General features: G+C 68.9%; 12 protein-coding genes and 1 tRNA gene. 1 reads left to right on the top strand and 12 read right to left on the bottom strand.

Annotated features, from left to right (window positions below; genetic code table 11):
• On the top strand, nucleotides 1–124 hold a 124-nt coding region (locus O9255_RS12630; RefSeq protein ID WP_297867225.1), incomplete at its 5' end, for an integrase core domain-containing protein.
• Nucleotides 125–237: 113 nt separating this feature from the next.
• Here the strand turns inward: O9255_RS12630 and O9255_RS12625 are convergent.
• The 12 genes from O9255_RS12625 to O9255_RS12570 form a co-directional block, all read right to left on the bottom strand.
• Complete coding sequence (locus O9255_RS12625) at nucleotides 238–732, bottom strand: M48 family metallopeptidase (RefSeq protein ID WP_297867219.1); 495 nt, start codon at nucleotides 730–732, stop codon at nucleotides 238–240.
• 46 nt (nucleotides 733–778) lie between these two features.
• A complete protein-coding gene (locus O9255_RS12620; protein WP_297867218.1) occupies nucleotides 779–1,036 on the bottom strand; it encodes a hypothetical protein in 258 nt (85 codons plus the stop codon).
• Between the two features lie 3 nt (nucleotides 1,037–1,039).
• Nucleotides 1,040–1,366: a GIY-YIG nuclease family protein gene (locus tag O9255_RS12615; protein WP_297867217.1), complete on the bottom strand. Its 327-nt coding sequence runs from the start codon at nucleotides 1,364–1,366 to the stop codon at nucleotides 1,040–1,042.
• Nucleotides 1,359–2,021, bottom strand: coding sequence for a 4'-phosphopantetheinyl transferase superfamily protein (locus tag O9255_RS12610; RefSeq protein WP_297867216.1), 663 nt, complete (start codon nucleotides 2,019–2,021; stop codon nucleotides 1,359–1,361). Before O9255_RS12610 ends, O9255_RS12615 begins: the two co-directional genes overlap by 8 nt.
• Nucleotides 2,022–2,095: 74 nt before the next feature.
• A tRNA-Val gene (locus O9255_RS12605) sits at nucleotides 2,096–2,170 on the bottom strand.
• Between the two features lie 301 nt (nucleotides 2,171–2,471).
• Nucleotides 2,472–3,077 (bottom strand): glutathione S-transferase N-terminal domain-containing protein, encoded by a 606-nt coding sequence (locus O9255_RS12600; RefSeq protein ID WP_297867215.1) that lies wholly within the window; start codon nucleotides 3,075–3,077, stop codon nucleotides 2,472–2,474.
• Entirely contained in the window at nucleotides 3,074–5,689 is a 2,616-nt protein-coding gene (locus O9255_RS12595; protein ID WP_297867214.1) for an EAL domain-containing protein, read from the bottom strand. The genes O9255_RS12600 and O9255_RS12595 overlap by 4 nt, the downstream gene beginning before the upstream one ends.
• 24 nt (nucleotides 5,690–5,713) lie before the next feature.
• Complete coding sequence (msrA, locus tag O9255_RS12590; RefSeq protein ID WP_297867213.1) at nucleotides 5,714–6,349, bottom strand: peptide-methionine (S)-S-oxide reductase MsrA; 636 nt, start codon at nucleotides 6,347–6,349, stop codon at nucleotides 5,714–5,716.
• Complete coding sequence (locus O9255_RS12585) at nucleotides 6,350–7,909, bottom strand: wax ester/triacylglycerol synthase family O-acyltransferase (RefSeq protein WP_297867212.1); 1,560 nt, start codon at nucleotides 7,907–7,909, stop codon at nucleotides 6,350–6,352. It abuts the gene before it with no gap.
• 37 nt (nucleotides 7,910–7,946) lie between these two features.
• The gene (locus O9255_RS12580) at nucleotides 7,947–9,386 is read right to left on the bottom strand and encodes a deoxyribodipyrimidine photo-lyase (RefSeq protein WP_297867211.1); all 1,440 of its coding nucleotides are present in this window, start codon (nucleotides 9,384–9,386) and stop codon (nucleotides 7,947–7,949) included.
• Nucleotides 9,383–10,144, bottom strand: coding sequence for an SDR family oxidoreductase (locus tag O9255_RS12575; RefSeq protein ID WP_297867210.1), 762 nt, complete (start codon nucleotides 10,142–10,144; stop codon nucleotides 9,383–9,385). The genes O9255_RS12580 and O9255_RS12575 overlap by 4 nt, the downstream gene beginning before the upstream one ends.
• Nucleotides 10,141–11,739, bottom strand: a complete 1,599-nt coding sequence (locus O9255_RS12570; RefSeq protein WP_297867209.1) for a cryptochrome/photolyase family protein — start codon at nucleotides 11,737–11,739, stop codon at nucleotides 10,141–10,143. Before O9255_RS12570 ends, O9255_RS12575 begins: the two co-directional genes overlap by 4 nt.
• Nucleotides 11,740–11,756: the final 17 nt, after the last annotated feature.

The following is an 11,756-nucleotide window of genomic DNA, read 5'->3' as shown; positions in this document are numbered from 1 at the left end:
CACGTGGCGCTTCCTGATCGACTACAACGAGCACCGCCCCCACGACGCCCTTGGCGGCATGACGCCCGCCGAGTTCCGAAATCACCACGAGGCCAGAAGCTCTACTTTCGAACTGTCCGCTTGACGGGGGAGGTTACGGGTGCTGCCGAACCACGACATAATATTCATTATGCGAACTATCGCTTCCGGCCTCATGGGTGCCATGCCCATCGGAATGCCCTGTTCTTCTGCCGTTACTTACCCACCCAAGTCCCGCTGCGTCAGATACAGCCGCAGATCGAATTCCCACTGGTGATACTCCGGCGCCATGTGGGTGCACAGCTGGTAGAACGCCTTGTTGTGGTCGCTCTCCCGCATATGCGCCAGTTCGTGCACCACGATCATCTCCAGGAACTCCGGTGCCGCGTCCTTGAACAAGGCGGCAATGCGGATCTCGCGGCTCACCTTCAGTCGGCTTCCCTGCACCCGCGACACCGTGGTGTGCGTCCCGAGGGCGTGCTTCAGCACCTGCAGCTTGCTGTCGTAAACCACCTTGCCCAACGGCGGCGACTGGCGAAGGTGCCGGTCCTTCAGTTCCTGCACGTACTCGTACAGCTGGCCATCGCTGCGAACGGCGTGCCGATCCGGATACTTCTGCGCCAGCATCGCGTCCAGCCGGCCTTGCTCGATCAAGGCGCGCACCCGCTCCTGCACCGGTTCGGGATAGCCAACGAGGTACTTCAGTGCCTGCATGAAGAGCCGAAATCACCGACGGTGTTTTGAGGAGCGCGGTGTTCGCTCAGCCCGGCGGAAGCCGCGACACCGCACTGTAGATCTTCGCCGCATTCGCGGCCGTCGTGCGGGCGGGATCGAGCTGCTGCACCATCGAGGCGAGCATCGCGCCCACCTCGTCGATGCCCGGCGAGCGCACGGGCGGCAAGGGCCGGGCCGCGGGCGCCGGCGTCGCGAGGGCTTCCGGCGTGCCGATGGGCGTCGGCCGGAAGGCGGCGATGGGCAGCGCGGGCCCCAAGGCGGGGCCAAAGACCGGCGGGAGCATCGGTCAATCGTGCTCGGCCGTCCTCGGGCTTGGCGTGCGATGCGTCGCGGATTGACCAGCGTTTGCAGGCGTCGCCCATTCCGCCAGCCGCTGCAGCTTCTTGACGCGGTCCAAGGCCTTGAAGGCGGCCTCTTCGCGCAAGGCCTGCGGCTTGCCGGTAACCCCGAGCGTGGCGACGACCGCCTCCGGAGGGAATGCGCGGGTGAACTTGGCGCCCTTCCCTGCCCGATGCTCGGCGAATCGCGCTTCGACGTCCTTGGCGATGCCGCAGTACAGGCGATCACCGCGGCATCGGAGCACGTAGACGAACCAGCGTTCCGGCTCAGCCACCGCCGGCCTCGATGCACACGGCCGCCCGGTAGCCCTCGGGCACGCCATTGAAGCCCTCGAAACCCTGCCACCGGCGGCCCTCGTGCTCGTGGGTCCAACGCAGCGTCGTCGGGGCCCCCGGGGCGTCAGGCTCGTGCCAGAACCCGCCGACCTCGATCGTGCGCGGCGGGATGCGGAGACCACTGCCGATGGCTTTCAGCGTCGCCTCCTTCCGCGTCCATGCGCGCGTCAGTGCGGCTTGGCGAAGCGTCGTGGGCAGTGCCCGCCAGGCCTCCAGCTCGGGGAGGGCCAGGATCTCCTCGGCGAGACTGTCGCTCGGCCGGGCGATCAGGGCTTCCACATCGGCACCCAGCTCGCGCGGCCCCCAGGCCAACAGGCCCACGCCGCCACTGTGGCTCACGTTGAAGTGCAGCCCGCCGCAGGCCAGCACCGGCTTGCCGGTGGCTTCGATGCGGAAGCACAGGGACGACGGATCGGCACCAAGCACTTCGCCCAAGGTGAGGCGCAGGCACTGGAACGACGCGGCTTGGCGTTGGCGCAGGACCGGTGTCGCCTTGCGGCCGACGCGCTCGCGCTCCTCGGCCGACAGCAGCGCCTCATCCACGAGGACGGCATCGAGATCGAAGAAGCGGACGGAGAACGCGATGGGGACCACCCTGCTCTGCTCCATTCGTTCGGTCGCGGCGAAGATGCCGGGCAAAAGAAAAGGCGCCCGGGGGCGCCTTGTTCTGGTGGGCGGTACAGGTTTCGAACCTGTGACCCCTGCCGTGTGAAAGCAGTGCTCTACCGCTGAGCTAACCGCCCGTAAATCGGGACGCGAAGAATACGGGCTTCACCCCGTGGCGGTCAAATCGTCTCCGCCGGCTGGTCAATCCTTGAGCAAACCACCTTGACACGCCGATGCCGCAAGGCCGCGCCGCGCTTGCTCCAGAGGCTGTCCAGACGCTTATCCACAACGCGTGTGGAAAAGCAGGAAACCGCGTTTTCGGGCTGGTCAAAAAACCAGCAGACCGCTTGACACCCTTGCCGCGCCAGCCGTTCCGGCCGCATTCCCGGAACTGTCCAGACAGCTATCCACAGGCTTTGGGGAAAAGCGCCTGCGCGCTCAGCCGAGGCCCACGGCCTTCATCGCGGCCTGCACGGCGGGGCGCGCACGGACGCGTGCGCTGTGCGCGGCCAGCTTCGGCCAGTCGGCGAGGTCCATGCCCACGAACTGCAGCCAGTTCAGCACCACGAACTGGTAGCCGTCGGCCACGGTGAACCCCTCGCCGAGGAACCACGTGCGCTCGCCCCACTGCGCTTCATGCTGGTCGAGGCGGTAGCGGATGCGCTTCGTCATGCCGGCCTTCTCCTCGTCGGAGAGGCCGGGCGCGAACAGCACGCCGATGCCCTTGTGCAGCTCGCTGTTGATGAAGGCCAGCGCCGACTGCAGGCGGTAGCGCTCGCGCGTGCCATTGGCCGGCGCCAGCCTACTGGCCGGTGCGAGGTCGGCGATGAACTGCACGATCGCCGGGCCTTCCACCAGGATCTCGCCATCGTCGAGCTGCAGGGCAGGCACATAGCCCAGCGGATTGATGGCGCGGTAGTCGGCGCCGTGCTCGGTGGTCTTGCTGCGCAAGTCCACCTTCACCAGTTCCACCGGGAGGCCGGCTTCGAACAGGGCGATGGCGGGCGACAGCGAGCAACTGGCGGGGCTGTGGAAGAGTTTCATTGGGAGGGAGTCAAAGGAGAGAGGGGAAGCCAGCGCTCGGCGAATTCCGCGGCCGGAACGGGCCGTCCGAAGAGGTAGCCCTGCGCGTGGGTGCAGCCGAGTTCGCGAAGGGCCTCGGCCTGGCCGGCATGCTCCACGCCCTCGGCGACGGTGGCAAGCCGCAGCGGGCGCGCCATGCCGACGATGCTGCCGACGATGGCGTAATCGTTCTGGTCGGAGAGCATGTCGCGCACGAAGCTCATGTCGATCTTGAGGCGATCCACCGGGAAGCGCTTGAGGTAGGCCAGCGACGAGTAGCCGGTGCCGAAATCATCGATCGCCAGGGCGATGCCGGCGTCGCGCAGCTCCCGCATCACCGCCAGTGCGTGGTCGATGTTGCGCATCAGCGCGCTCTCGGTCAGCTCCATCTCGATCTCGTCGGCGCCGATGCCGTGGGCTTCCATCGTCCGGCGTGCGCGGGCCAGCGCGTCCGGCGCGTCCAGCTGCTGGGCCGAAACGTTGATGGCCAGCCGCCCGGGAAGCGCCCTGCCCTGCGCCTTCCAAGCCGCCAATTGCCGACAGGCCGCGCGCAGCACCCATTCACCGACCTCGAGCATCATCGAGCGCTCTTCCGCGAGCGGGATGAAGGAAGCCGGCGAGATCGGGCCGAGCGTGGGATGGTTCCAACGGATCAGGGCTTCGGCGCCGCTCAGCCGGTCGGTGGCGAGCTCGAACTGCGGCTGGAAATGCAGGCTGAGGGCGTCGCCGCGCATCAGGGCGTAGCGGAGATCGCGGGCCAGCGCCACGCGCTCGCCGAGGCCGCTGCTCATCTCCGGCTGGTAGAGGCGGAAACCGCCGCCCGCGCTCTTGGCGCGGTACATGGCGATGTCGGCGTGCTTCATCAGTTCCTCGGGCGCCTGGCCGTCACCCGGGTACATCGCGATGCCGACGCTGGCACCGAGGGCGAAGGGGTGGTCCTGCACGACGATGGGTTCGGCCAGCGCCTCCATCAGTCGTTCCGCGCACAGCGTGGCTTCGGGCTCGCTGGCGCCGTCCGCGATCACGATGAACTCATCGCCGCCCAGCCGGCCCAGCGTGTCATCCGGGCGGACCACGGTGGCGAATCGCCGCGCAACAGCGGCCAGCACGCCGTCGCCGATGTCATGGCCGAGGGTGTCGTTCACTTCCTTGAAGCGATTGAGGTCGATGAACAGCACGGCGAGCGGCTGCCGGCGCCGCTCCGCGCTCACCAGCGCCTGACGCAGGCGATCGGTGACGAGGGCGCGGTTCGGCAGCCGGGTGAGCGGATCGAAGAACGCCAGCTGGCGGATGCGTTCGGCCTGCGCCTTGGTCTCGCGCAAGTCGACGGCGGTCCGCAGGTAGTGGCTGATGTGGCCGTCCGGCCCATGAAGCGCCACGACGGACAGCCACACCGGCACCACGGCGCCGTCCTTCCGGCGCAGCAGCAGTTCGCCCTGCCATTGGCCCTCCGTCTCCGCGTCCTCCTCGATGCTGCGGCCCTGCGTCGCCAGCGGCGACGCGGCGTGCAGGTCGGGAGGGCGCCGGCCGATGACCTCCTCGGAGGCGAAGCCCGTGAGGCGCTCGAACGAACGGTTCACCCGCACGATGCGGTGCCCGGCATCGGTGACCACCACCGACTCCGTGCCCTGTTCGAACAGCGCCGCGGCCAGCATCAGGTCCTCGTGGGCCGAGGCGCGTTGGATCACCAAGGACGCGAGGCTGGCCGATTGCCTGAGCAGGAGGAGGTCGTCCGGTTCCGGCTCGCGCACCTCGTCGTAGTAGACGGCGAACGTGCCCATCGGACGCCCTGCATCGTCGAAGACCGGCTCCGACCAGCAGGCGCGGAAACCGTGGGCTTCGGCGAGGAACAGGTAGGGCGCCCAATTCGGGTGGTTGTAGACGTCGGGGACGATGAACGTCTTCCCCAGCGAGGCTGCGGCGCCGCAGGAACCCACCGTCGGGGAAATCTCCAGGCCTTCGAGGGCGGCGACGTAAGCGCTGGGCAAGGACGGTGAGAGGCTCGTCTGCATCCGCCGCCGATCCTCCGACAGCAACTGCATCGAGCAACGGGCGCCGGCGAGTTGGGCTTCCACGAAGCCCACGAGCCGAAGCAGCAGACTCTCCAGCGGTGCGCGGCGCCCCATCTCATCGAGCAGGGTCAGGGTGAGGGCTTGCCAGGCTTCCAGCCGGCGCCGCTCGGTGATGTCCATGAAGCTCGACACCGCGCAGGTGCCGAGCCCAGGGGCCTCGAACACGTCGGAATCGACCAGCAACCAGCGGCGCTTGCCGTTCGGCAGCCGGATGCCCATGGTGACGCCGAGTTGCGCCTCGCCGGTGCGCAGTGCGACCGGCCCTGGATGGCGATCGCCCGGCAACGTGGCCCCGTCCGCGGTGATGGCGCCCCAGCGCGGATCGAGCGAGTCGCGCCCCAGCATCTGCTCGCGGCTCAATCCGAGCACGCGTTCCGCATCGGCATTGCAGTGGACGATCTGGCCGTCGGGGCCCTGCACGACGATCGCCACGTGCGCAGCCCCGAGGATGCTCGAGGCCTCGACCGGCGATCGGTGGTGCTGCGGCACGGCTGCAGGGGCGCGATGGTTCTGGAGCGTCATCCTGAAGATCTCCAGGTGAGGCAATCAATCCGGCTGACGCCGGGTCCATGTCCCGAAATGTTCGTAGAGCTTGTCGAGCTTGGGCAGGGCGACGGCCGCCACATAGGGCTGGCCGGGGTTCCGCTCGGCGTACCGGTGATGGTAAGCCTCCGCGGGGAAAAACGCGCCGTGCGATTCGAGCGTGGTCGCGATGGGGGCGGCGAACACCCCGGCGGCGTCGAGCTGTGCGATGTAGCCCGCCGCGACCTGGTGCTGGCGGTGGTCGAGCGGAAAGATCGTCGACCGGTACTGCGTGCCGACGTCGTGGCCCTGGCGGTTCCGTTGGGTCGGGTCGTGGGCGACGGTGAAGAACACCCGGAGCAGTGCGCCGAAGCTGAGCTTGGACGGGTTGTAGCTGATGCGGATGACTTCGGCATGGCCGCTGCGCCCGCTGCACACCGCGTCGTAGTTCGCCGTCGCAGCATCGCCACCCATGTAGCCCGGCATCACGTTGAGCACGCCGTCGAGCGCGGCGAACACCGCTTCGGTGCACCAGAAGCAGCCACCGGCCAGTACCGCCACACCCATGTCGTCGTCGCGTGCGAGGTCCACGGCCGGCATCGGCACCTGGTCAGGTGCCACCTGCAGGCCTTGGCCGGGGATCGGGCAGAACTCGGCCACTCAGGCGGGCTCGTCGGAGAGGGGCATCAGCGCCTCGGCGTCTTCCGGGCCGAAGTCGTGCTCCCAGCCCGCCATCAGCGCCAGATAGACCAGCTTCTCGAACTCCGGCTCGAAGCGACGGATCACCGAATCCGGGTCGGGCATCAGCTTCGCATCGGCGATGAGGCCGAAGTGCACGCGGCCGTTGTAGCTGAGGATGGAGACGCCGATGCCGATGCCGCCGGTCTGCGGCACCCAGAACATCATGTCCTTGATCTTGCTGCCGGCGAGGTAGAGCGGGCTCTGCGGCCCCGGCACGTTCGTCGCCACCGCCGTGGCCTTGCGCGAGAACAGCTCCAGCGCGACGCGCTGCAGCGGCACCGGCGCCATGCCCAGCGCGGCCAGCAGGCCGAAGGCCATGATCGCCTGCCGCGATTTGCGCAGCTGGCGCATGTTTGCCGCGACCTTCTGCAGCCGGGCCACGGGGTTCGGCTCGCCGACGGGCAGCTCGAGGAACACGAGGCCGAAGTGGTTGCCGAGCTGCTTGGCGTGTTCCAGCGGGCGCAGGTTCACCGGCACGGTGACGCGGATGTTGCGGCCGTCGAGGACCTCACCGCGCTCGATCAGGTAGCTGCGAAGTGCGCCGGCGACGGAAGCGAGCAGCACGTCATTGACGGTGCACTGGAACGCGCGGCCCACGGCCTTGACGTCGGCGAGCGTGAGCGGCTCGGCCCAGGCGCAGCGCTTGCTGACGCCCAGCGGCATCTTCAGCACGGTGGACGGGTCGTCCTCGAGCGCCAGCGCGTAAGCGAGTTCCTTGGCGAGCTCCATGCCCTCGTTGGCGAGTACGCCGGCGAGCGAGGGGTCGCGGGCGAAATCCATGCCCTTCTCGAGCACCTTCTCGCCCATCTGCACGTAACGGCCGATGGCGCCGACGCGCTGCGCGACCTTGGCGTGTTCTTCCTTCTTGAGCCAGCGCTTGGTCAGCGGCTCGGACTTCTGCGGCTGCGCCTCGACGTCGGTCATCGAGAGCAGCACTTGCACCAGCGCGATGCCGTCGGCGTAGCAATGGTGGATGCGGCAGACCACGGCGGAACCGCCGCCGTAGCGCTCGACGAGATGGAACTGCCAGAGCGGCTTGGTCTGGTCGAGCGGCGTGCTCGCCATGTGGCTGGCGAAGCGTTCGAGCTCGCGCTTGCCGCCGCGACCTGGCAGCGCCGAGAGGCGCACATGCCAGTCGATGTCGAAATCGGGATCGTTTTCCCAGTGCGGCCCCATCGCCGTCTCGACCACCTTCTGGCGGAAGCGGGGATAGGCGAGGAATCGATCCTTGATGACCTTCTTCAGGCGATCGAGCGCCAGCGGCGACTCGAACATCATCACCGAGGTGATCATCATCAGGTTGGTGCTGCGCTCCATGCGCAACCACGCCGTGTCGACCCGCGACATCGGCTCGCGGCGACGGCGACGTGGCGGCGGTGTTTCGGCCGACGGCTCCGGTGCCCCGGTGCGCTGCGCGGGCGTCCGGGCCTTGGCCGGTGCGCTGGATGCCGTGTCCCGCGTGGATTTCCGCGTCGCCATCGTCCCCTCCCCTGTTGACCGCAGGATGCCGCGCTTGTCAGTCGTGCGGCAAGGACTTCGGGCCGGAATAGGCGGCCAGCGCCTCCGCGCGACTGGCTTTCAGGTCGACGATGGGGCGGCGCGGATAGCCCGGCGCCGTGCGCTGCAGCAAATCGCCGTGGGCCCAGGGCTCGCCCAGCGCCGCGCCGGGGACCTTGGCGAGTTCGGGCACCCAACGTTGGATGTAGGCCCCCTTCGGGTCGAACTTCTCGGCCTGCGCCACCGGGCTGAAGATGCGGAAGTACGGCGCCGCGTCGGCGCCGGTGCCGGCCGTCCACTGCCAGCCCTGGGTGTTGTTCGGCAGGCTGGCGTCGACCAGCGTGTCCCAGAACCAGCGTGCGCCGTGGATCCAGTGGTAGCGCAGGTTTTTCGTCAGGAAGCTGGCCACCACCATGCGCACGCGGTTGTGCATCCAGCCGGTGGCGTAGAGCTCACGCATGCCGGCGTCGACGATCGGTACGCCGGTGCGGCCGCGCTGCCATGCCGCGAGGCGGGCCTCGTCTACGTCCGCCCAGCGGAACTCCGCGAAGCGCGGGTTCATGTTGTCGTTGCTGGTATGTGGGAAGTGGAACAGCAGGTGGTGGCTGAATTCCCGCCAGCCAAGCTCGGAGTAGTAATGGTCCAGATCCGGCTGCGACTTGGCGGGCACGCGGGCCGACTGCAGCGCCGCGACGATGCGCCGCGGCGAGATCTCGCCGAAGTGCAGGTGTGGCGACAGCTTCGAGGTGCCGGTGCGGTCGGGGAAGTTGCGCTGCTCCTTGTAGCCGTGCAGCGCGCCGTCGATGAAGGCCTCGAGCAGTTCCGCGGCGCCGGCTTCGCCGGGTTGCCAGTGCCGCCAGAAGCCGAGCTCCCATCCGCCTTCTCGCGCGTGCGGGCGAAGCCCGAGCGCATCGATGTCGAGCGAGTGGACGTTCGGCACCGTCGGGAGGCTCGTCGGGGCCCCATGGGTGGTGTTGCCGTCCAGCGCCTGCCGCGCGTTCTTCCAGAATGGCGTGAACACCCGGTACGAATCGCCGTTGCCGGTCTTGACCGTCCAAGGCTCGGCCAGCAGCGCGCCGTTGTGGCTCTCGGCCTGCAGTCCGGCGGCCTTCAGGGCCGCCTTGGTCGCAGAGTCGCGGGCGATGCTTGCGGGCTCGTAAAGACGGTGCCAGTAGACCGCTTCGGCCTCGCACTCCTTCGCCAGCGCAAGAAGCGTCTCGGTGCTTGGGCCCTGACGGATGATCAGGTCGCTGCCGATCGCGCGAAGTGCCTCGCGCAGTGAGCGCAGGGAGCGTTCCAGCCACGCGTGCGAAGCGGCACCGGGCGCCCACGGGGCCTCCTCTTCCGGCGCGTGGATGTAGACCGGCACCGGGGCATGCCCGGCTTTCAGCGCGGCCTGCAGCGCCGGGTGGTCGTCCAGACGCAGGTCGCGGCGGAACCAGACGAGCGCGCGGCTCATCCGGCCACCTTCACCATCGGCCGCACCGCGGTGAAGCCGCCGTCCAGCGCGATGATCTGGCCGTTGATCCAATCGCCGCCCGGGCCGAGCAGGAAGGCGGCGAGCGCCGCGGCGTCCTCGGCTTCGCCGTGGCGGCCGAGCGGGTATTGCGCGCTGATCGCTTTCTTCGAGGCTTCGTTGGCGACGAGCTTCGCGGTCAGCGGCGTGGCCATCAGGCCTGGCGCGATGGCGTTGACGCGCAGGCCCATCGCCGAATGGTCGGCAGCCAGCGAACGGACCAGGGCTTCGATGGCGCCCTTGGCCATCGCGATGGCCGCGTGGTTGCCGACGCCGATGCCCGCGGCCACGGAGGAGAACATCAGCAGGCGCCCGGCCCCGCTGCCGCCCTCTTTCTGCGCCTGCTGCAGCGCGGCCACGTAGGCCTTGGCGGTGAAGAAGGCGGTGTCGAGGTTGGCGGCGAGGCAATCGCGATACTGCGCCTCGCTGGTGCGGGTGATGCCCGCCAGCAGGATGGCGCCCGCGGCGTTGACCACCGCGTCGGGCACGGCGCCGAACGCGGCGGTCGCCTCGTTCACGGCCTTGATTGCACCGGCCTCCGTCGCAACGTCGGCCTCGATCAGCACGTCGTCGTCCGCCGGGTCGAGTCGATCCAGCGAGCGGCCGGCGCGGGCCACGCGCCAGCCTTGCGTGCGCAGCGTCGCCGCCAGTGCGCGGGCAATGCCGCCGGAGCCGCCAGTGATGAGGCAGGTCGAAGTCATGGGTTTGTCTCCTCGGGCACGGGGCCCGTCTGGAATGCGGGGTCGGGGGTGGGTGCGGCGCGCAGCCTCGTCCGCAGCGCAGCGGCGGCCTCGCGGATGGCGGCGAGTTCGGTCTCGGGCTTGCGTGCGAGGTTCTTCCACTGCAGGGCCGTGCGCGGGTGGCGCTCGAAGCGCTCGCGGTGGCGGTCGAGGAAGTCCCAGTAGAGCGTGGTGAACGGGCAGGCCTTCGGGCCGATGGCCTTCGCCGGGTCGTAGGGGCAATTCGCGCAGTAGTTCGACATGCGCTCGATGTACTTACCGCTGGCCACATAGGGCTTGCTGGTCATCTTGCCGCCGTCGGCGTACTGGCTCATGCCCAGCACGTTCGGCAGTTCGACCCATTCGACCGCGTCGACGTAGACGGCGAGGTACCACTCATGGACGCGCTTCGGCTCCACGCCGACGAGCTGTGCGAACAGGCCCGTCACCATCAGTCGGTGGATGTGGTGCGCGTAGCCGTGGTCGAGGGTCTGCCCCACGGCCTCGGCGAGACAGCGCATTTCGGTGTCGCCGGTCCAGTAAAGCCCTGGCAGGGGCTCGTGCGCGTCGAGCGCGTTGTCTTCGAGGAAGACCGGCATGCGCAGCCAGTACATGCCGCGGATGAACTCCCTCCAGCCCAGCACCTGCCGCACGAAGCCCTCGACCGCCGCCAGCGGCGCCCCCCCCTCCTCCCAGGCCGCGACCGCCGCCGAGATGACGCGGCGCGGGTCGAGCAGCTTGAGGTTCAGCGCGGCGCTGATCCGCGAATGGTAGAGCCACGGCTCGCCGGTCCACATCGCGTCCTGGTAGCGACCGAACAGCGGCAGGCGGTGGGCGATGAAGTCGCGCACCGCAGCGTCGGCGTCCTCCGGCGTCACCGGCCAGTCGAACGATGCCAACCGGCCCGGATGCGCGGCGAAGCGGCGTTCGACGAGATCGATCACCTCGCGGGTGGTCGCATCGGGATCGAAGCGGATCGGCGCCGGCAGGAAGCCGGGCCCACGGGCGTCGAAAGCCTCGCGGTTGTCGTGGTCGAAGTTCCACTGCCCGCCGGCCGGCTGGTCGCCGTCCATCAGCACGGCGTGCTCTCGGCGCATCTCGCGGTAGAAGTACTCCATCCGGTACTCCTTCCGGCCCTTGGCCCAGCGCGCGAAGTCCTCGCGGCTGGCGAGGAAGTGCGCGTCGTCGCGCTCGATCCAGCGCACGCCGGCGTCGCGGCAGGTCGACGGAAGAGACTGCGTCAGTCGCCATTCCCCAGGCGTCACGGCGATCACCGCCTCCGGACGCAACCGGGCGAGGTCTTCGGCCAGCGCCGCCTCCAGCGTCGGAGCGTGGTGATCGTCCATCGCCCGGTAGTGGACGGTGGCACCGCGGGCGCGAAGTGCGTCCCGGAAGTGTCGCATGGCCGAAAGGAACACCGCGATCCGCGGCTTCGTCGACCACACCTGCGTGGCCTCGTGGCCGACTTCGGCCATCCATACCGCATCCATCGCCGGGTCGAAGTCATCGAAGGCCGCCGCGTCGAGGTTCAGCTGGTCGCCGAGGACGAGGACGAGATGGCGGAGCGCGCGGGGCATGGGCGGAGTCTGGACAG

The sequence above is a fragment of the Silanimonas sp. genome (assembly GCF_027530345.1).
Lineage (GTDB): Bacteria > Pseudomonadota > Gammaproteobacteria > Xanthomonadales > Xanthomonadaceae > Silanimonas.
This window is presented reverse-complemented; position numbering and strand designations above follow the sequence as displayed.

Excerpts from the sequence above, each read along its gene's own strand:
- O9255_RS12625 (WP_297867219.1), bottom strand. The coding sequence starts at position 732 with ATGCAGGCACTGAAGTACCTCGTTGGCTATCCCGAACCGGTGCAGGAG.
- O9255_RS12620 (WP_297867218.1), bottom strand. The coding sequence starts at position 1,036 with ATGCTCCCGCCGGTCTTTGGCCCCGCCTTGGGGCCCGCGCTGCCCATC.
- O9255_RS12580 (WP_297867211.1), bottom strand. The coding sequence starts at position 9,386 with ATGAGCCGCGCGCTCGTCTGGTTCCGCCGCGACCTGCGTCTGGACGAC.
- O9255_RS12585 (WP_297867212.1), bottom strand. The coding sequence starts at position 7,909 with ATGGCGACGCGGAAATCCACGCGGGACACGGCATCCAGCGCACCGGCC.
- O9255_RS12600 (WP_297867215.1), bottom strand. The coding sequence starts at position 3,077 with ATGAAACTCTTCCACAGCCCCGCCAGTTGCTCGCTGTCGCCCGCCATC.
- O9255_RS12570 (WP_297867209.1), bottom strand. The coding sequence starts at position 11,739 with ATGCCCCGCGCGCTCCGCCATCTCGTCCTCGTCCTCGGCGACCAGCTG.
- O9255_RS12575 (WP_297867210.1), bottom strand. The coding sequence starts at position 10,144 with ATGACTTCGACCTGCCTCATCACTGGCGGCTCCGGCGGCATTGCCCGC.
- O9255_RS12595 (WP_297867214.1), bottom strand. The coding sequence starts at position 5,689 with ATGACGCTCCAGAACCATCGCGCCCCTGCAGCCGTGCCGCAGCACCAC.